15 protein-coding genes are annotated in these 19,821 nt (G+C 41.5%); 13 read left to right on the top strand and 2 right to left on the bottom strand.

The window, feature by feature from the left end:
- Positions 1-399: 399 nt before the first annotated feature.
- Complete coding sequence (locus AC6RV6_RS04730; RefSeq protein ID WP_500239328.1) at positions 400-783, top strand: transposase; 384 nt, start codon at positions 400-402, stop codon at positions 781-783.
- A gap of 198 nt (positions 784-981) precedes the next feature.
- Positions 982-1,917 carry a hypothetical protein gene (locus tag AC6RV6_RS04725; protein ID WP_500239326.1) on the top strand — a complete coding sequence of 312 codons (936 nt, stop codon included), beginning with the start codon at positions 982-984 and terminating at the stop codon, positions 1,915-1,917.
- A gap of 100 nt (positions 1,918-2,017) precedes the next feature.
- On the opposite strand, the gene AC6RV6_RS04720 is transcribed toward AC6RV6_RS04725, so the two are convergent.
- Together AC6RV6_RS04720 and AC6RV6_RS04715 are read right to left on the bottom strand one after the other, a co-directional pair.
- Positions 2,018-2,326 (bottom strand): hypothetical protein, encoded by a 309-nt coding sequence (locus AC6RV6_RS04720; protein ID WP_500239322.1) that lies wholly within the window; start codon positions 2,324-2,326, stop codon positions 2,018-2,020.
- A 286-nt stretch (positions 2,327-2,612) separates the two neighbouring features.
- Positions 2,613-3,875, bottom strand: a complete 1,263-nt coding sequence (locus AC6RV6_RS04715) for a glycosyltransferase family protein (protein WP_500239320.1) — start codon at positions 3,873-3,875, stop codon at positions 2,613-2,615.
- Positions 3,876-4,060: 185 nt separating this feature from the next.
- On the opposite strand from AC6RV6_RS04715, the gene AC6RV6_RS04710 reads away from it, so the two are divergent.
- The 11 genes from AC6RV6_RS04710 (at position 4,061) to AC6RV6_RS04660 (ending at position 19,779) form a co-directional block, all read left to right on the top strand.
- Complete coding sequence (locus tag AC6RV6_RS04710) at positions 4,061-4,894, top strand: HAD-IIB family hydrolase (RefSeq protein ID WP_500239318.1); 834 nt, start codon at positions 4,061-4,063, stop codon at positions 4,892-4,894.
- A 155-nt stretch (positions 4,895-5,049) separates the two neighbouring features.
- Positions 5,050-7,323: an EAL domain-containing protein gene (locus AC6RV6_RS04705; RefSeq protein WP_500239316.1), complete on the top strand. Its 2,274-nt coding sequence runs from the start codon at positions 5,050-5,052 to the stop codon at positions 7,321-7,323.
- A 213-nt stretch (positions 7,324-7,536) separates the two neighbouring features.
- Positions 7,537-8,595 (top strand): uroporphyrinogen decarboxylase, encoded by a 1,059-nt coding sequence (hemE, locus tag AC6RV6_RS04700; protein ID WP_500239313.1) that lies wholly within the window; start codon positions 7,537-7,539, stop codon positions 8,593-8,595.
- Positions 8,596-8,696: 101 nt separating this feature from the next.
- Complete coding sequence (locus AC6RV6_RS04695; RefSeq protein WP_500239311.1) at positions 8,697-9,680, top strand: NAD-dependent epimerase/dehydratase family protein; 984 nt, start codon at positions 8,697-8,699, stop codon at positions 9,678-9,680.
- A gap of 83 nt (positions 9,681-9,763) precedes the next feature.
- Complete coding sequence (ureG, locus tag AC6RV6_RS04690; protein WP_500239309.1) at positions 9,764-10,360, top strand: urease accessory protein UreG; 597 nt, start codon at positions 9,764-9,766, stop codon at positions 10,358-10,360.
- 129 nt (positions 10,361-10,489) lie between these two features.
- Positions 10,490-14,350, top strand: a complete 3,861-nt coding sequence (locus AC6RV6_RS04685; RefSeq protein ID WP_500239307.1) for a PAS domain S-box protein — start codon at positions 10,490-10,492, stop codon at positions 14,348-14,350.
- A gap of 47 nt (positions 14,351-14,397) precedes the next feature.
- The gene (locus AC6RV6_RS04680; RefSeq protein ID WP_500239305.1) at positions 14,398-14,781 is read left to right on the top strand and encodes a response regulator; all 384 of its coding nucleotides are present in this window, start codon (positions 14,398-14,400) and stop codon (positions 14,779-14,781) included.
- A 308-nt stretch (positions 14,782-15,089) separates the two neighbouring features.
- Complete coding sequence (locus AC6RV6_RS04675; RefSeq protein ID WP_500239303.1) at positions 15,090-15,821, top strand: response regulator transcription factor; 732 nt, start codon at positions 15,090-15,092, stop codon at positions 15,819-15,821.
- Between the two features lie 281 nt (positions 15,822-16,102).
- Positions 16,103-17,851 (top strand): putative bifunctional diguanylate cyclase/phosphodiesterase, encoded by a 1,749-nt coding sequence (locus AC6RV6_RS04670; protein ID WP_500239302.1) that lies wholly within the window; start codon positions 16,103-16,105, stop codon positions 17,849-17,851.
- Between the two features lie 48 nt (positions 17,852-17,899).
- Positions 17,900-18,643 (top strand): response regulator transcription factor, encoded by a 744-nt coding sequence (locus AC6RV6_RS04665; RefSeq protein ID WP_500239299.1) that lies wholly within the window; start codon positions 17,900-17,902, stop codon positions 18,641-18,643.
- Positions 18,644-18,681: 38 nt separating this feature from the next.
- On the top strand, positions 18,682-19,779 hold the full coding sequence (locus AC6RV6_RS04660) for a hybrid sensor histidine kinase/response regulator (protein WP_500239297.1): 1,098 nt from the start codon (positions 18,682-18,684) through the stop codon (positions 19,777-19,779).
- Positions 19,780-19,821: the final 42 nt, after the last annotated feature.

Below are 19,821 nucleotides of genomic sequence, written 5' to 3'. Positions count from 1 at the left end.
CAATCTTGCCTTACAAGCAGGATGTCACTGGTTCGAGCCCAGTACCGCCCATTCTTAAAATCCCTCTCGTAACCTTGCTTTCAGTCAGGATCGATTTTCTTCACCCCTCTTGATTAGTGTACGGATAGTGTACGAAAAAGACCGTACACTATCCGTACACTTGAACATTTCAATATTGCGATCGCCTTTGCTCTATTCTCTCTCCAAGCAAGCGATCGCATTCTTTGTATCTCTACAAATTAATACTAAAGTTCGTATTGTAAAATCTTAAAAACAAAGGTACCAAATTGAGAGGGCGCGATCGTGTCGTCTTTTTTTTGTGTCTACTTTTTGTTGCTATTGCAGGGAAATCGCTAATGCGTTGAGGTTTGGATAACTCAATGTCATTGCGATCCTCCTATGTTAAGAACTTCTGAAGAATGTCTGGCTTATTTAGAGCAGATTCGTTGGGGTGGTATTCCTCAATGTCCTTATTGCGAGTCAAATAAATCGAGCCTGCTGAAAAAGGAGCAGCGCTATCACTGTAATGAATGCTTTACTTCATATAGCGTTACAGTAGGTACTCTTTTTCATCACACTCATGTAGACTTAAAAAAATGGTTTCTAGCGATCGCGCTTGTTGCAGGCCGATCCGAGGGAATTAGCGTCCGGAAGTTGGCGAAGGCGATCGGGGTTAACAAAAATACGGCTGCGTTAATGATTAAGCGCATTCGTCAGGCTGCGATCGGTGAGCCAGAATTACTGGAGAAAATTCTCAGAATGGAGATGGAGCAATTAGGTTGATTCTTATTGTTTGTACCATAAGGATTTTGATTTTGACGTTGTAGAATGTGTAATGTTTTTAATGCACAGACCAACGATAAATCTTAGTTTGATGCTCTTAACTCTATCAATAGTATTACAAAATCAGTAATGCTATGCTTTTTGTATTGTTCTTATTTTAAGATTGATTAAGTTTTTGATTTTAGGAGATTTCTAAATATGAGTTTACAAAAGGTTCGCGAACAAAAGAGAAAAGATGATTCCATTATTACTGCACAATTGTTGATTTTTTTGGCTTTTTTGCTGGGTTTTGTTTTAGCTTTTATGTTTGTTTTTTTCATATCCATAAACAAAATAGTAATCACTTTTATTTCAGTTACTATTGGATTACTTATTAGTTTTTTATCTGGAGAGGCAATAAAAAGAACTATTGAAAATGTTATTGATATTAAACGACAACAAGTTCAAGAACAGGTTAAAAAAGCAATGGAGGATTCATTCAAAAAACTCGAAAACAGCCAAGATTTTGAATTCAACAAATACATTGTTGAAAACATTAATGGTGACAATATTTTTCAACAAAAGTATGTTGAAGCTATTTCTACAGAAGACTTAGAAGAATATCGTCAACACGCGATTGTCCGTCAAATCGTCTTTAACAAACTAACAGATAAAGAAAAACTAAAAAATTTAGATAAAGAACTGAAAAATATAGCTCGCAGAGCTGCTTTAGAACTTGGAGTAAAGAAACATAAACTGAAAAACTTTCGTCAAGATATCAGTAGTCTTAGTCAAAATGAACTATTCGATCTCTCTATTTTAACAGATGATCTTTTTGCTTACTTAAGAGCATGGCTAATTTTTAGTATTTTTTTTGGAAGAGAAATGAATGTTGATGTTATAAAGCCAAGATATCCTAGTGAAACTAAGCCTGATTATTTGATTTATATAAAAGCTGTTCAGTATATTAAAAAAGAGCTGCTAAATCAGTTTTTGAATACAGTATTACTAACGGATGCTTATTTAGATAAGAGCAACAAAGAAATCACTTACGATGTGATCTCAGGGTATTTAGATAAACTTATTACTAGGCTCAATGAAATAATGAAAGCCAAAAATAAACAAAAAATCAAGTTAAACAATAGCTTAAGATAATATTTTTTCTTTTGCAACAAAATTTTCTGTTCTCAATTTTATATTGAACAGCAAATTTTGTTGCAACTTTTTTCTAAAAGGCAAACTTGTTACTCTATATTTAAGAAGGTGGATCGTATTTCTTAAGTGACTCTAAAATTTCCTGCTTTGTTAAAGGTTTAGTTCTGGAATTTTGGATCTTGTTTGCAAGAGTTTTATATTCCATATTTTGAGCAATCTTGTCAAGATTTTTATCATTAAAATGACTTTCCAGTCGCCATTTTGTCTTTTCTAGATACTTTTGATTGCTTGGGTTAATTTGCGGATTTTTAGACATAGCTTTCTTCATTTCTTCAAGTAATTCATTAAGTAATGTACTAGCTTGTCCTAGAGTTTGTTGTTTAAGATGTAACCATTCTTGTGGAGTCATTTGAAGAACCAATAAATCTAATATATTTATTGATTCTAGTGAGATAATCTGCTAATCGCTACACCATAAACTAGGACACTACTAAATTCAGTAATATAGAGTTAATATGTTTTATTTTAGTACAAAAAAACTGACTCAAAAATAAGTATATTTGCTCATCAGAAATAAGATCGCACTTTCTACCAAATCAATCTCATTCCAGCTAACGGCATCCTGCGATCGCAACTCCCCGATAAAAAAAGCGGGCAAAATACCCGCAAACTAGCCAAACGATCGCAAATTTAACCTAAGAAGCAACCGTAAACTCTAACGGTGTTGGCAATGCTAACAATTTCTTCCTTTCTCGAGCTTCAGCAGCATCCGCTTCACTTGCTGCGAGTAAATATTCTCGCATATCTGGCATCACCGCTAAAGCCCTCGTCCAGTCCGGAATTTGGTCGCCGGCAGGATTGCTGGCATACTGTTCCGCAGCCTGTAAAATCACTTGTTCAAAGCAATCGATCGCAACCTCTTCTTGATGGCGATCGTAGGTAAACCCATTAAACCGTGCATCGACAAAATACTGACGAGTGAAGTTTTGCGCCTCCCGACGGAATTTAACTCGCAAGGCTTGAATGTGGTCCATGCTAATCACCACCTGTTCCGTTTCCGTCAGGGTTCGCAGCACCGATCGCAAAATATCCCGACACATCTTTTGTAAACCTCGATCGGGATTATCTCCAAGAACCTGATGTTTGTGATCGAACATGCCCAAATCCACCTGAGCGATGCGTTTGTGAGAAACATTGCGATAAACCTCTGCTAACAACCCGATCTCTAAACCCCAATTCCCCGGAATGCGCGTATTGAGCGCCAAATCGCTCGTGAGGGCAAACTCCCCCGAGAGGGGATAGCGAAAAGAATGCAAATAACGCAGATAGTTGCGTTCCCCAAAAATGTCCGTTAAGGCACTTAAAAGCGGAGTCACGAATAATCGGACAACGCGCCCGTGAAAGCGTTGGGGATTGCCGCCGATGCGGGCATAGTAGGCTTTTGTGAAAGCAATCCCCAACTCTTTTTCAATTAAAGGATAGAGGAGTTTAATCGGGTAGAAAGAATTGTAAGTAAGAATATCGGCATCGTGGAGAGCGATCGCATCGGCTTCTAACGTGGCCACCCCCAAACCCAACCAAACGGCAATGCCTTTCCCTTTCAACTTCAGTAAATCCAATCCTTTGTCTTTGACCTCTTCGAGTAAGCGTCTCACTCTTGCGCCATTTTCCCAGATAATACGGACTTTTTGCGGCAAAGGTGCAAAAAATTCGACTGCTTTCGCATATTGTTCTGCCGTGTTTGCATACAGACAAACCACGATCGTTTTGATAAAAGGACAGGCTTGCAAATGTTTGCGGATTTGAGTGAGAGCAGGTCTTTCCAGTTCCTCGTACAAGGCAGGAATAATAATAGCGGTAGGCGACTCCTCTTTGAGTTCCAGCATTCGACTTTTGAGATGTTCTAAATCGCAACCATAGTCGTGAATGGTTGTAATTAAATCTTGTTTGTAATCCATGCAGCTACCACCTTTTCTAATCTGAGATGTTAGACCGAGTATCGATAATGATGTTGATTGAAATTCGCAGGAATGAGGGGAAGTTGATGATTAGGAAAGAAACGCCTCATGACTGTCTCGAAATTTCTCTTTCATCTTTAAACAAATGTAAACTTTTGAATGTTCGTAAAGATACAATAATCGCCATGACTGCCAAAATTGCCCCGATCGCCTTCACGGATTTAGATGGAACCTTGCTGGGACAAGAGGATTATCGTTATGATGCAGCACTTCCTCTCATCGATCGCCTCAAAGCTGAAGAAATTCCGCTAATTCCCGTCACGAGCAAAACTCGGGCGGAAGTAGCAGCTTTGCGAGAAGCGATCGCGCTGTCAGATCCCTTTATCGTCGAAAATGGGAGCGGTATTTTTATTCCGGAAGGCGATCGCCAATTTCCGATTGAGGAAGGCGATCGCCAAGAAAATTACACCGTCTTACAATTAGGGAAGACTTATCCAGAAGCGAGGGCAGGATTGAGGCAGTTAGAATCGCATTTGGGGACAACATTACAAGGATTTGGCGATTTAAGTATCCGCGACATTCAAAAATTAACGGGATTGCCTTCAGAAGATGCCCGCAGAGCCAAACAACGGGATTTTAGCGAACCCTTTATTACACCTCATCATATCCCCAACTCACAAATTGAGAAAGCCGTTCAAGAATTAGGCTGGCAAGTCGTCCTCGGCGATCGCTTCTCTCATCTCATCGGGGCAAACGCTGGCAAAGGAGAAGCCGTGGGAAAATTGGTTGCTAGTTATCAAAAAATCGTCGGCGATCGCGAAATTTTGACCATTGGTTTAGGAAATAGTCCCAACGATCTGCCGATGTTAGAAGCGGTAGATCTGGCGATCGTCCTCCCGGGCAAAAAAGGCATTCATCCCGGATTAAGGGGACGAGGTTGGCAAATTGCTCCTGCTCCCGCCCCCGAGGGATGGGCAGAAATATTAAAATCAGTTTTAGAGAGCAAACTCTTAAAATAAATCCTTCCTTCTCATCCCTTCTTATAATCCCGTGCAATAGTCTCCAATCCCCGATATATAATAGTCAAGTTAGTCAGAAGGGAAATTTTCCCTATTGGGCGGCTTAATGATTTATTAAGGGTGAACCGGGAAGCAATGATGCCCGGAAATAAGCTATGAAAAACAAATCTGTTGGTAATGCCAAGCTGACGCGTAACATCGTCGGCTTTTATGCCATCTTTAGCGGTCTTTGGGTATTTTGGTCCGATCGCATTCTCTTTGTACTGGCCAAAACCCCCGAGGATTTCGAGGCTTGGCAATTCGGCACGGGAATTTTCTATGTTCTCATTACCAGCATTTTGTTATTCAAAATCCTACAACTTTATACGCGAGAAGCCGAAAAAAAGCGCGCCCCTCTCGAAGGTTTAGTTCAGCGCTATCAAACCCTCTTTGAAAAAAATCCCCAATCCATGTGGGTTTACGAGACGGAAACGATGGCATTTTTGGACGTGAATAACGCCGCGATCGCTGCCTATGGTTATTCTCGTGAAGAGTTTTTGCAGATGAGGCTACAAGATATTCGCTCTCCTGAAGATATTCCCATCGCCCCTTTTACGCTCAACGAAAGCATTCCGGGCATTTGGAAACACTACCGCAAAGATAGTTCCTTGATGGAAGTCGAGATTGATGTGTTTCCCTTTCTGTTTGATGGAAAGCCTGTAAAACTCGCCCTGTTGCAAGATGTCACCGAACGCCAGCATACTTTAGAAGATATTAAACAGAATGAAGAACAATATCGCACGTTAGCCAGCAATTTTCCCAATGGTGCCGTCTTTCTTTACGATAAGGACTTGCGCTATACCTTAGCGGAAGGGATGGAAATTAGCCGCTTGGGACACAGCCGACAGGAGATCGAGGGAAAAACTTTGCGCGAAGTCGTACCAGAAGAAACTTATAAGTTACTCGAACCCTTATATCGCGAGGCGTTAACAGGAATGCCCGTGACCACAGAACTCCCCCTCGGCGATCGCATTTATCTCACTTACGCTCTCCCAGTTTTCAATCAAAAAGGGGAAATCGCCAGTGGCATGAGTGTCACGCAAAATATCACCCAACGCAAACAAATGGAGGAACAACTCCACCAATATGCGTATTACGATACCCGCACTCAACTTCCCAATAAAACGTGGTTTCTCGATCGCTTAAAGCAGCAGTTGACTCAAACCCGAGCGGGAAATACGGGCTTTTTTACGGTGTTATTCTTGCAGTTAGAGCGGTTTAGTACGGTAAAGTACAGTCTCGGCCATCGTTTGGCAGAACGGTTGCTGCTGGCCACCAAGGATCGCTTGGATTCTTGTTTAAATTTGGTCGAACCCGTGGCACGAGTGGGAGATAAGGCGATCGCCACCATCATCGAGAACATTCATACGCCTTTGGATGCCGCCGCGATCGCGGAATATATCCAGCAACAACTTTCGCAACCCTTAGAAGTAGACGGACAAGAATTATTTTCGCCGGTGAGTATCGGTATCGCGATCGTGGACTCTCCGGAATTAGCCGAACAAGACTCGGAAATGTTACTGCAAGCAGCAGATACGGCGATGAATTACGCCAAGTATCAAGGCCATGCTCATTATGCGATTTTCGAGCCGACCATGTACGATCGCGCCGTGGGGCGCTTTCAGTTGGAGACGGATCTGCGCTTAGCCCTCAAACGAGAAGAATTTACAGTGTTTTATCAGCCCATTATTGCCATGGACACGGGGCGAATTACAGGATTCGAGGCGGTAGTTCGTTGGGATCATCCCTCAGAAGGCTGGATCTCCCCCGTCGAATTTATTCCCGTCGCCGAAGAAACGGGATTGATCGGGTTAATTGATTGGTGGGTTTTAGGAGAAGCCTGCAAGCAATTAGGAAAATGGCAAAAACAATGGCAAATACCGTTGACCATGAGTGTTAATGCTTCAGGTTCCTTATTGTCTCAATTGGGAATTATGGAGCGCTTGCGGCAAGTTACAAAAGGGAATCGCTTACTTCTAGAAAGTTTGCGTTTAGAAGTGACAGAACGGGTCATGATGGAGCATCAAGAAGCCACTTCCGGACTTCTCGATCAAATTAAAAATTTGAAAATTAAACTTTCAGTGGATGATTTTGGCACGGGTTATTCTTGTTTGCAGCGCTTGCATCAGTTACCCATCGATACCCTGAAAATCGATCGCTCGTTTATCAGTCGGATGTTAGGAGATAAAGATAGTTTGGAGATTGTTCGCACAATTATCACTTTGGCCCATAGTTTAAAAATGGACACGATCGCCGAAGGAACCGAAACAAAAGAACAATTGACAATTTTGCAGGCGATCGATTGTGAATACGGTCAAGGATTTTATTTTTCTCCCCCGGTATCGGGTGAGGATGCAGAAAAATTATTAGAGCGTCAATGGGAATGGTAATGGAGTGGCATTTCTCTCTCTGTGTTTCTCTGTGACTCTGTGGTTCATTTTCCTCATTTTCTAACGGATTTGCATAATGCTCCATACCCAACAGCAATTACGAGTTAATTTGCCATCTTGACTTTACAAGGGGTTGTGCGAGTGTTTAGAATGAAAAGTTGCTAAAAAAACTTAGTAAAAAATTTACTCTTATTGAAAACGGAGATCGAACCCATGGGGGCAACCCAAGAACCGCTTTTGCTGCGCGTGGCTAAAGGAGAACAAGCCGATCGCCCGCCGGTTTGGATGATGCGGCAAGCCGGACGCTATATGAAAGTTTATCGAGATTTACGGGAAAAATATCCCAGTTTTCGGGAGCGATCGGAAAATGCCGACCTCGCCATTGAAATTTCTCTACAACCGTGGCGAGCTTTTCAACCTGACGGCGTAATCATGTTTTCCGATATTCTCACGCCTTTACCGGGAATCGGGATTCCTTTTGATATTGTCGAAAATAAAGGACCCGTTATCGATCCCCCCCTTCGCACGAAAGAACAAATCGAAAAACTTCACCCCCTCGATCCCGAATCGGCGCTTCCTTTCGTTAAAAAGACCCTGCAAACCCTGCGCCAAGAAGTCGGCAACCAATCTACGGTTTTGGGATTTGTCGGCTCTCCTTGGACTCTCGCGGCTTATGCGGTTGAAGGGAAAAGCTCGAAAAACTACGCCATTATCAAAGAAATGGCCTTTTCTCAACCTGCGATCTTACATCAACTGTTGAGCAAACTCGCCGACGCGATCGCAACTTACGTCCGCTTTCAAATCGATAGTGGGGCACAAATCGTACAATTGTTCGATTCTTGGGCGGGACAACTCAGCCCCCAAGATTACGATATCTTTGCTCTACCCTACCAGCAAGAAATCGTGCGTCAAGTGAAAAAAACCCATCCCGATACGCCTTTAATTCTCTATATTAGCGGCAGTGCAGGGGTTTTAGAGCGCATGGGGCAATCGGGAGTCGATATCGTGAGCGTAGATTGGACGGTAGACATGATCGATGCGAGAAAGCGTCTCGGGGCAGAAATGAAAGTACAGGGAAATATGGATCCCGGTGCCTTATTTGGTTCCCACGATTTTATTCGCGATCGCATTCTCGATACGATTAAAAAAGCCGGACCCACGGGACATATCTTTAACCTCGGTCATGGTGTTTTACCGGGGACTCCCGAAGATAATGTTCGCTTCTTCTTTGAAACAGCCAAAAAAGTAGATAAATTACTCGCTGCGGTTTAATAGTATTGGGTGGATCTATTCCACCCAATATTGCGATCGCACCAAAACCCAAAGATTAAATAGAAATGCTGTTAACTGTTCACTGTTAACTGTTCACTGAAATGACCTCCAAGCGGATTTTTATTACAGGTGGAAGCGGCTGTATCGGTCACTATATTGCCGAAAGCCTCATTCAAGAAACCCAACACGAACTATTTTTTCTGGTTAGAAATCCTCAGAAAGTTGGTTTCGATTGGCAAGTTCGTTCCGGCGTTCATATTTTACATGGAGACTTACGAGAAATCGATCGCTTTGCCGATTTATTGAAAACAATAGATGTTGCCATTCTAGCAGCGAGTGCATGGGGAGGGTCTTCAGAAGTCTTAGATGTGAATGTCATTAAAACTACTCGTTTAATGAACTTGTTAGATGTTAACAAATGCCAACAAGTTCTCTATTTTTCGACTGCCAGTATCCTTAATCATAATAATCAAATTCTCAAAGAAGCCAGTGAATTAGGAACAGATTATATTCGTTCTAAATATGATTGTTTAACACAACTTCCTCGCCTTGATATTGCCTCTAAAATTACAGTATTATTCCCGACTTTAGTCTTTGGTGGTAATGGCAAAGACAAACCTTATTCTCATATTTCGGCTGGTTTTGTCGATGCGATGAAATGGGTCAATTTAGCCCGTTGGTTTAAGGCTGATGGGAGTTTTCATTTCGTTCACGCTCAAGATATTGCTGGTGTTGTTGGATATTTAGTCGATAATCCCATTCCTTATAATGTTGTCGATCAGTTAGATGATATTTATATCAAACAATTGGTTTTAGGAAGTAAAGCCATGACATTAAATGAAATGATAAAAGAGGCGTGCCAATATCTAGGAAAACGAATTTATTTGCAGATACCATTATCAATGTGGCTGGCCAATATTTTCATTAAGATTTTTCGCGTTCAACTTGCACCTTGGGATCGTTTCTGTATGAATTATCGCCATTTTACTTGCAAAAATTCCGTTCTCCCTTCGACATTTGGACAAGCTAATTATTGTTCGACTTTCTCCGATCTATTAAGAGTTAGCGGAGTCAAAAAGCGATGAACGTCACGACATCGTTTAGCATATCCAATCGACCTGCTGCTAACCAATAACTGATAACTGATAACTGATAACTGATAACTGAAATGACAGCCTTTAGAATTGGCATTGCGGGACCCGTAGGATCGGGAAAAACAGCTTTATTAGATAGTCTGTGCAAAGCATTGCGAGATAACTATCAAATTGCTGCTGTGACGAATGATATTTATACTCAAGAAGATGCTCAATTTTTAGTGCGATCGCAAGCCTTGACCGGCGATCGCATTTTAGGAGTAGAAACAGGAGGTTGTCCCCATACGGCAATTCGCGAAGATGCGTCCATGAATTTGGTGGCGATCGAATCCCTCGAAGCAAAATTTACACCTTTAGATTTTGTCTTTCTCGAGAGTGGGGGCGATAATTTAGCGGCAACCTTTAGCCCAGAATTGGTCGATTTAACCCTATATGTGATCGATGTGGCCGCCGGAGATAAAATCCCCCGCAAAGGCGGCCCCGGCATTACCAAATCCGATTTACTGATCATTAATAAGATCGATCTCGCACCCTTGGTCGGTGCAGATTTACAGGTGATGGACAGAGATGCGAAAAAAATGCGCGGCGATCGTCCTTTTGTTTTTACCAATCTGAAAACAAAGCAAGGACTGGATTTTATTCTTAACTTCATTCTCAAAAATAAAGTTTAAGGAGTCCCTTTTCCGTAGATCCCCTTAAAAACGGCTTAAAAACGGCAGAAAATTTTCGCGCACTTTACGGTTGGCATTGAACGAGAAATGAGATCATGATGGGAGAAAAGATCCGAGTAAGGAAAAAACATGGCCTCCTCTCTCTGGCATCCCACCGATCTCGATCGCGCCATCGTTCCCAACCCGCTCATTGTTGCACCTAATACTCTCCTGTTAGACGTTTTGGCGTTAATGAATCAAGTGGGACAAACTTGTTCCCTTGCAAGTTTTCCAGCCGATAAAGACCGTGAAATTAAATGGCAAAATGAAGAGCGATCGAGTTGCGTGCTGATTGTTCGAGAACGTCAATTTGTGGGAATTCTCACCGAACGCGATTTCGTCAAATGCGCTGCAGAGGGGTGGGATGTTGAAACGACAAAAGTTGAAGCAATCATGACTCCAGAACCGATCGTGTTGCCGCGATCGCAATTTTGCGATCCCTTCTTGGTCTTAAGGCTATTTCGCCAGTATCGCATTCGCCATCTTCCCATTGTCGGCCAGAAGGGAGAAATTATCGGATTGATTACTCCCGCAACCTTGCACCAGATTTTACAACCCACCGATCGGTTGCGAATGAGATCGGTCTCTATGGATGAAACTATCGACATTTTGCGCGATCGCGTCTGTCAGTTAGAAAACGAAAAAATCGAGATATTAAAACAGCAAAATCGCGAACTCGAACAACGGGTTCGCGATCGCACGGCACAACTACACGAACTCAACCAACAACTGCAACAAGAGAACCAAGAACGCCAAATTCTTACTCAACAATTGCAACAAGCAGAAGCAACTTTGCGAGGATTATTTCAGGCAATGGATGATGTGGTATTGATTATCAACCGAGGTGCCAGAAATATCCAAATTATCCCTACACATCCCTTCCTCTCCTCATCCCACGAGACCAATCTAATCGATAAAACTATCGCTGGATTCTGGGGGGATTCTCCTTTATTCTTAGAAGTTGTTCAAACCGCTTTAGATATTCAAAAAAGTACGAATTTTGAATATTCCCTCCGTTGCGATCGTACAAATAACCTTTATTGGTTTATGGCAAAAATTATACCCCTCTCTGAAAATGAAGTGCTTTGGGTGGCACGAGATCTTAGCGATCGCAAACAGAATGAAGCTCTCTTAGAACAACGTATCCAAGAAAATAAAATCGCTCTAAAAGCTCTCGATCGCGAGCGCAACTTAGCCGCAAAAATTTTAAATGCAGCCGGTGCTTTGATTATTGTATCCGATCGCGATGGTCGTATTTTACGCTTTAATCAAACCTGCGAACAAATGACAGGATATCAATTTGATGAAGTCTTTGGGGGTTATGTTTGGGATTTTTTCCTGATTCCTGAAGAAATTGCCGGCGTTAAACATATTTTTCAACAATTGCAACAGGGACAAATTCCCGATCGCGGCGAAAACTATTGGTTAAGCAAAGAAGGAATGCGGCGTTTAATTTCGTGGTCGAATACAGTTTTAACCAATGATGAGGGCGGAGTTGAGTATATCATCAGGACAGGGATTGATATCACCGAACTGCGCGAGGCTAAACTGGCTTTGCGATCGAGTGAAGAAAAATTTCGCTACCTTGCTGACAATCTTCGCCATGTCTTGTTTATCCGCGATGCCCAAACCGACCAAATACTTTATATTAGTCCAGCTTTTGAAGAGATTTGGCAAATTTCCTGCCCTCGGGTTTACCAAAATTCGCAACTGTGGTTCGATGCTATTCATCCTGACGATTGCGATCGTTTACATGTTGCCATTGAAGGAAAAAAACAAGATATTTCTTGCGAAAAAGAATTTCGCATCATTCCATCCGATGGAAAAATTCGTTGGATTTGGGAGCGCAGTTTTCCCGTTCGTAATGCTACTGGAGAAATTGAAACAATTGTTGGGATTGCTGAAGATATTACCAATCGCAAACATGCTGAATTAATCTCGCAACAGGCAGAAAAAGCACTCAAAGAAATGAACGAAGAACTCGAAAAACGAGTTGAAAAACGTACTGCGGAATTACAAGAAATCAATAAACAATTAACTCAAGAAATGATGCAACGTCAAACGATTGAGGAGGCTCTCTGGGAAAGCGAAGAAGAATTACGAGATTTGTTCGATAATGCTAACGATTTAATTCAAAGTATATCTTTGGAAGATGGCCGTATTTTTTATACCAATCGAGCTTGGCGAGAAACATTAGGATATGAAGAAAATGAATTAGCTAATCTTTCTATTTTTGATGTCATGACTCCAAAATGCAAGCAGTATTTTCAAGGTCAATTTCAACAGTTAAAAAGAGGTACAATCACTAAGCTCGATCGCATTGAATTAACTTTTTTGACCAAGCGCGGTCGTCCTATCATTTTAGAAGGAAATATTAATGCTCATTGTTTGGATAGTGGACTCCCCATCGCCGCGCGAGGAATTTTTCGGGATATCACCGAGCGCAAACGAGGGGAAATCACGTTAAATCGAGTGATTCAAGAGTTAACTTATCATAAATTGGCTCTCGATCGCTTTGCTTTAGTTTCGATTAGCGATACGAAAGGAAAGATTACTTATGCGAACGATAAACTCTGCGAAACCTCTCAATACTCCCGCTCTGAATTGCTCGGACAGAATCATCGAATTTTGAATTCAGGATATCATCCCATCTCATTTTTTGAGGAGATGTGGCAAACTATTGAACGAGGAGAAGTTTGGCACGGAGTCATCAAAAACAAGGCCAAAGATGGGAGCTTTTATTGGATAGATACGACGATTGTTCCTTTTTTAACGAAACAAGGAATACCTTTTCAATATCTTGCGATTCATGTTGATATTACCGATCGCAAGAAAGCAGAAGAAACATTACAACAGCAGTTAAGTGCGATCGAGGCAGCAGTTGATGGAATTGGCATTCTCAAAAATAATACTTATACTTATCTGAATCAAGCTCATGCTCGCATTTTTGGTTACGATCGCGCTGAAGAGTTAGTGGGTAAAACATGGCAAGAATTATATTCACCCGCAGAATGTCAGCGTTTTGAACGAGATATTTTTCCTCTTTTAGCGCAACAAAAATTTTGGCAAGGCGAAGCTGTTGCCAAGCGACGAAATGGCAGATATTTCCCGGAAGAAATTTCTTTGACTTTGACTGAAGATGGAACGTTAATTTGTGTTTGTCGGGATATTACAGAGCGCAAAAAACATGAAGCAGAAATCTTGCAAGCATTAATTAAAGAACAAGAATTAAGCGATCTTAAATCGCGCTTCATTTCCATGACTTCCCACGAATTCCGCACTCCTTTAGCGGTTATTTTATCTTCTGCGGGAATTCTCAAATCTTTTTCTCATAAAATTTCCGATTCCAAAAAACAAGAACATCTACAAACTATTCAAAATTATGTTAAGCATACGACTCAACTTCTCGATGATATTTTAACTATCAATCACGCTGAAAGTGGTAAAATGAGTTTTAATCCCGAACAGATCCCACTGCTAGAATTCTGTCAAACCTTAATTCAAGAAATTCAAATCAGCAGCGATTGCCACAAAATTTGCTTTACCTACAACCCTGAAAATACCTTACTAATAGAGGAAACGATCGCCGTACTCGATAAAAAACTCCTGCGTCAAATTTTGATGAATTTATTATCAAATGCGATTAAATATTCTCCCGATGGTGGAGAAGTTGGTTTTACATTAACAGTGAGCGATCGCCAAATCGAATTCCAAGTGCGAGACTCGGGCATTGGCATTCCTGAAAGCGATCGCAAAACCCTCTTTGCTTCTTTTAACCGTGCCAGTAATGTCGGCACAATTCAAGGGACGGGTTTAGGATTGTCCATCGTAAAAAAATGCGTCGATCTACATGGCGGTCAAATTGATTTTAAAAGTACGCTCTACCAAGGAACAACATTTATCGTGAATTTGCCCTATTATTCGCCAGATAAATTTTACCAAAGCTGCTAAACTAATAATATAAATTTTATAATTCTATATTGCTTTTGTAGGAGAGAATGAAAGGAAAAGAGTGCAAAATTCTTGTCATTGAAGACGAGCCTGGAATTCGCTACGCCACTCGGGAAATATTAGAACTTGCAGGATATCAAGTTTTTACCGCAGAAAACGGACGGATCGGCTTGGAATTGGCCGTAAAACATCTTCCCGATCTCGTGATTTGCGATGTCGTGATGCCAGAGATGGATGGTTACGATGTTTTATCTCAATTGCACCTACAGCCCAAACTCCAAGACACTCCGTTTATTTTTCTCACGGCGAAAATCGAACGCAGAGATATAGGCGCGGGAATGCTCTTAGGGGCAGATGATTATATCACCAAACCTTTTTCCTCACAAGAATTAGTGAAAGCTGTTCGGACTCGCCTCGACTTGCAAGAATGATGCGATCGCTGCCGTTAAAAAACTGATTAAAAAAGCGCCGAAAAAAGCGATCGCCAGATTGTATTTCTAGGACAAAATTCGGGCATTGGCATTCCCGAAAGCGATCGCAAAACCCTATTTGTTGCGTTTAATTGTGCTAATAATATCAGGATCATTTCTAGAACATTGATTTGATTGGTGATATCTAGCAAGGAATAACATTTGTCAGCAAATTTCCTGATGCTTCACAAGACAGATTTTGCAATGGAGGTTAAACTAAAAGAAAGGCTTGATAATTTATAGTTCTCTTCTCACTATTTTTTTTGACAATGAAAGAAAAAGGGCGCAAAATTCTTGTGATTGAAGACGAGAAAGGTATTCGTCAAACCACTCGGGAAATTTTAGAACTTGAAGGCTATCAAGTTCTCACCGCAGAGAATGGCGAACAAGGGTTGCATCTTGCCCAAACAAAAGTACCGGATTTGATCCTCTGCGATATTAGGATGCCAAAATTAAACGGACATCAAGTTTTGCAAGCTTTAAGAGAAAATCAGGCTATGCAAATGATTCCTTTCATTTTTCTGACCGCCAAAGCCGATCGCGACGATCTGCGTCAGGGGATGGATTTGGGAGCCGATGATTATCTGACTAAACCTTTCGATATAGAAGAATTATTAAGTGCTGTTGCTTCGCGCTTAGAACGACAAGCTATTTATCACCAGCATATCCAACAAGGACATCAAAAGGCGAAAGCCTTAGAAAAAGTCACGCAACAGATTCGCGACAAAATGGCTCAAAGCCAAAAAATTGCTGAGATTAAAGGAGATTTACTCGATAAAATTATTGCGGATTTCTCCGATCCGGTCTCTAATATTAATGTTGCTTTACAAATGCTAAAAGGGTCAAGTACACACGAGCAGCGCGATCGCTATCTCCATATCTTACAAGAGGAATGTCAGCGAGAAATGCAGCTTCTCAACGAGATTACTGAGTTACAAACCTTACTCACCCCAGAAAAAACGGCAATTTTACAAAAATACAATCTACTGAATCAACGATGAACAATGAACGAGACCTTTGTGTTAAAAGGAAGGCTTGAAGCTCTTTTTTGGGATTTATTGTTCTGGAAGCCAAGAGAACTCCGTATTTTTACGGAGTTTTTTGTTGTTATGCTTGCGTAGATTTTGGCAGCATTACGGAGGGCATTCATCGCACAAGTACCGAGAATTTTCGCGATTGAAAATCCCTATTTCTCACGATAGACATTGAAGAAAAACAAAAGCGATAATAGATTTAATGCTCACCCGTTAATCGTTCCACAACTAAACAGAAGGGGTAATTGATGAGTACGATTCTTGTGATTGAAGATGAAAACCAAATTCGAGCCAATATTCGAGAAATTCTCGAACTAAATGACTTTCAAACGATTACCGCAGAAAACGGACGGATCGGAGTAGATTTAGCCCGAGAGTATTTTCCCGACCTCGTGTTGTGCGATGTCATGATGCCGGAGATGGATGGCTATGAAGTCGTGTCTCAGTTACGCCAACATTCATCAACAGAGGCCATTCCTTTCATTTTTTTGACTGCAAAAATCGAACGGAAAAATATGCGGGTGGGAATGCAATTAGGGGCGGATGACTATCTCACTAAACCTTTTGCTCCAGAGGAATTAATCGAAGCCGTTAAAATTCGCCTCAACCTACACCAAAAACGCGATCGCCACTATCAAACTCAAATCGATCGCGCAGAAGATGAGATTGATTATCTTCTCAATTACGATCGCCTGACTGCCCTTCCCAATCAAATTCGCCTGCAAAAATCCTTTCAAGGTCTCAAAAGTGAAGCAGCACGATGCGATCGCGCTCTCCCTTTGCTTTTGATGGGCATCGATCGCTTTAACCAAGTGCGCGAAACTCATGGTCATTTAACCGGAAATGCCTTATTAGAAGCAATGGCACGGCGTTTGACTGAATATTTTAGCGATTTTCATTCCTCTTCTCATAATGGACTGCACTCGATCGCCTATTTGGGGATGGATCGCTTTGCCTTTCTGCTTAAACCGACTGCCGATCCTTTTGATAGTTCTCAATTTGCCGAAGGGATTCTCGATGCCCTCTCGACTCCTTTACGTCTGGACAAGGGCGAATTTTTCCTATTTCCCAGTATCGGTATTGCTTGGTCCCAAGCCGGTCGAGGGGATTTCCGCATCGTCCTCGCTCAAGCAGAAGGGGCGATGAGACAGGCACAGAAACAAGGCGGAAATGGCTATCAGTTCCACAACGCAACCATACAACTGCGATCGACGCGGCGGGAAGTTTTGGAACAAGATTTACATGGTGCTCTCGAGGGTGGAGAATTTTATTTGCTCTATCAGCCTCAAATCGATCTTAAAACCGATAAAATTGTCGCGGCTGAAGCGCTTCTTCGCTGGCAGCATCCCCAACTCGGGGCGATCTCTCCGACAGAATTCATTCCGATCGCAGAAGAAAATGGAACCATTCTCACGATTGGGCAATGGGTTTTGCAACAGGCTTGCCAACAAGTGAAAATATGGCAACAACAAGGAATTACACCGATGAAAGTTGCGGTTAATTTATCGGCGCGTCAATTTTGCCAGCCGCGTTTATTGGACGATGTGAAAGCCAGTTTAGCCGCAGCCGGAATTGCGCCAGAATGCTTGGAGTTGGAACTGACAGAAAGTGCGGTGGTGCGAAATTTATCCGCGACAGCAAAAACTTTGCAACAATTGGCAACCTTGGGCGTGCAGATTGCGATCGATGATTTTGGTAAAGGTTATTCCTCTTTGGAATATTTACAAAAACTTCCCTTTCATACTTTGAAAATCGATCGCTGTTTCGTACAGAATATCGGCGATCGCCCAGAACATATTCCCATTCTTACTGCAATTTTACAAATGTCAGACGCGTTACAGTTGCAATCCATCGCGGAAGGTGTAGAAACGCGGGATGAATTAGAGTTTCTCAAACAAAATCATTGCCAGATCGCTCAAGGTTATTTATTTAACAAGCCGATCAAAGCTAAAGAATTTTCTCAGTTTTATCGATCATTTTCTCCATGCTTACGATAAACAAAGAGAGCATCATTTACTGCTCTGAAAAGATTGCTATTTAACATTATGACTAAAATACTAATTATTGAGGATAAAGCACAAATCCGCGACAATCTCCAAGAGATTTTAGAGTTGTCGAATTTTGAGACCTGCACGGCAGAAAATGGCAAAATTGGTCTCGAATTGGCCCAAAGCGAGCGCCCCGATTTAGTCCTTTGTGATGTTATGATGCCAATTATGGATGGCTATGAGGTTTTGGCAGCTTTAAATCGCGATCGCCGCATCCATAGTACACCTTTTATTTTTCTCACGGCAAAAGTCGATCGCACTAATTTTCGCCAAGGGATGGATTTAGGAGCTGATGATTATTTAACCAAACCGTTTACACCGCAAGAACTCTTAGATGCAGTGAGAGCGCGTCTGCTCAAACAAGAATCTCTAGTCGAAAAAATTCGTCATTCTTTATTGCGAGATGTCGAACAATTGCGGAAAAACTTAATGGTGCGATCGCAGCAACTCAACCAAGATTGGCAACGCGTTCAAGCGCAACTAGCCTCTGTTAATGGAGAAATCTCGCAAGCCCAAAGCGAGAGCAGAAATCGACTCTTATTCCTCATGGTGACGGGAGGTTGTGTCAGTATTTTGTTTTGGGTTGCTTGGTTGTTTTTGAGCAGTCGTCAAACAAATCCTGAAATTGTCCATCCGCATTCTATTCCTTATCTTACGAACGAAAGAAGCTGTTTGCAACACTCCAAGGGAATTTGGGAAAATGGTAAATGCTGGCATCTCGACCGTTCTACTAATTTTTGATTTTTACATCACTCTTATTTAGAATTTTCAACAAGATCATGTACAAAATTTTAGTTATTGAAGATGAAGAGCGAGTTCGTTCTAATGTCCAACAAATTTTGGAACTCTCTGATTTTGAAACCATCCCGGCTCGGAATGGTCGCGAAGGTTTAGAGTTGGCTTTGAAGTCCCATCCCGATCTCATTATTTGTGATATAATGATGCCAGAATTAGACGGTCACAGTGTTTTAAAACAATTAAAAAAAGAGAAAAAAACAGCAACAATTCCCTTTATTTTTCTCACGGCAAAATCCGAGCAAAATGATTTGCGTCAAGGCATGAATTTAGGGGCGGATGATTATTTAATGAAGCCTTTTACCCCAGAAGAATTACTAGAATCGGTCAATACTCGCTTGCAAAAACACGCTGTTTTACAACAACAACACCAAGAGCAAATGGAGGAATTGCGGAATAATCTCCTCAAATCTTTCCCTCACGAATTTAATACACCTCTCAATGGTATTATTGGCTTTGCTAGTTTGTTAAAAGCAGAGAGTAAAATTGTAACCCCTGATGAAATTTGGGAGATGGCAGAATCCCTCGAATATTCTGGCCATCGCTTACATCGACTGGTGCAAAACTATTTGTTTTATTCGCAATTAGAAATTATTGCCAGCGACCTCGAAAAACTAAAACCTTTACGAGAACAAAAAGCCTATTGTTCGATCGCTAAAATTGTACCAGAAGTCGCTCGAGAAATTGCTTGTGAAGCTGGACGAGAGGCTGACTTATTCTTCGATTTACCCGAGGCGATCGCACCGATGGGTAAATCCTATTTCCGCAAGTTGGTACAGGAATTAATCGATAATGCTTTTAAGTTTTCTCCTGATAATACTCCCGTGCGAATTTCTGCGATCGCGAAAAAAGGTCGTATTGTCGCTCTTTCGATTTACGATCGCGGTTGGGGAATGACGGCAGAACAAATCTCTCGGATTGGTGCTTATACGCAGTTTGAACGCCCGCAGCACCAACAAAAAGGGTCGGGACTAGGATTGGCAATTGCTCAACGTTTATTAGAATTTCATGGCGGAACATTAAAGATAGAACGAAAAAAGACAACAACAATTGTTTCTATTCTTTTCAGTTATAATACTTGAAGTTAGACTTGTTTTTAATTCACTTGTTGCGAGCTTTTCTCG

The sequence above is a fragment of the Spirulina sp. LEGE 11439 genome (assembly GCF_059821285.1).
Note: the sequence above shows the minus strand (reverse complement) of the source record. Positions and strands in the feature narration are given on the sequence as shown.

What these genes read in the sequence shown, in the direction of transcription:
- AC6RV6_RS04730 (WP_500239328.1), top strand. Translation starts at nt 400, where the DNA reads ATGTTAAGAACTTCTGAAGAATGTCTGGCTTATTTAGAGCAGATTCGT.
- AC6RV6_RS04725 (WP_500239326.1), top strand. Translation starts at nt 982, where the DNA reads ATGAGTTTACAAAAGGTTCGCGAACAAAAGAGAAAAGATGATTCCATT.
- AC6RV6_RS04720 (WP_500239322.1), bottom strand. Translation starts at nt 2,326, where the DNA reads ATGACTCCACAAGAATGGTTACATCTTAAACAACAAACTCTAGGACAA.
- AC6RV6_RS04715 (WP_500239320.1), bottom strand. Translation starts at nt 3,875, where the DNA reads ATGGATTACAAACAAGATTTAATTACAACCATTCACGACTATGGTTGC.
- AC6RV6_RS04710 (WP_500239318.1), top strand. Translation starts at nt 4,061, where the DNA reads ATGACTGCCAAAATTGCCCCGATCGCCTTCACGGATTTAGATGGAACC.
- AC6RV6_RS04705 (WP_500239316.1), top strand. Translation starts at nt 5,050, where the DNA reads ATGAAAAACAAATCTGTTGGTAATGCCAAGCTGACGCGTAACATCGTC.
- hemE (WP_500239313.1), top strand. Translation starts at nt 7,537, where the DNA reads ATGGGGGCAACCCAAGAACCGCTTTTGCTGCGCGTGGCTAAAGGAGAA.
- AC6RV6_RS04695 (WP_500239311.1), top strand. Translation starts at nt 8,697, where the DNA reads ATGACCTCCAAGCGGATTTTTATTACAGGTGGAAGCGGCTGTATCGGT.
- ureG (WP_500239309.1), top strand. Translation starts at nt 9,764, where the DNA reads ATGACAGCCTTTAGAATTGGCATTGCGGGACCCGTAGGATCGGGAAAA.
- AC6RV6_RS04685 (WP_500239307.1), top strand. Translation starts at nt 10,490, where the DNA reads ATGGCCTCCTCTCTCTGGCATCCCACCGATCTCGATCGCGCCATCGTT.
- AC6RV6_RS04680 (WP_500239305.1), top strand. Translation starts at nt 14,398, where the DNA reads ATGAAAGGAAAAGAGTGCAAAATTCTTGTCATTGAAGACGAGCCTGGA.
- AC6RV6_RS04675 (WP_500239303.1), top strand. Translation starts at nt 15,090, where the DNA reads ATGAAAGAAAAAGGGCGCAAAATTCTTGTGATTGAAGACGAGAAAGGT.
- AC6RV6_RS04670 (WP_500239302.1), top strand. Translation starts at nt 16,103, where the DNA reads ATGAGTACGATTCTTGTGATTGAAGATGAAAACCAAATTCGAGCCAAT.
- AC6RV6_RS04665 (WP_500239299.1), top strand. Translation starts at nt 17,900, where the DNA reads ATGACTAAAATACTAATTATTGAGGATAAAGCACAAATCCGCGACAAT.
- AC6RV6_RS04660 (WP_500239297.1), top strand. Translation starts at nt 18,682, where the DNA reads ATGTACAAAATTTTAGTTATTGAAGATGAAGAGCGAGTTCGTTCTAAT.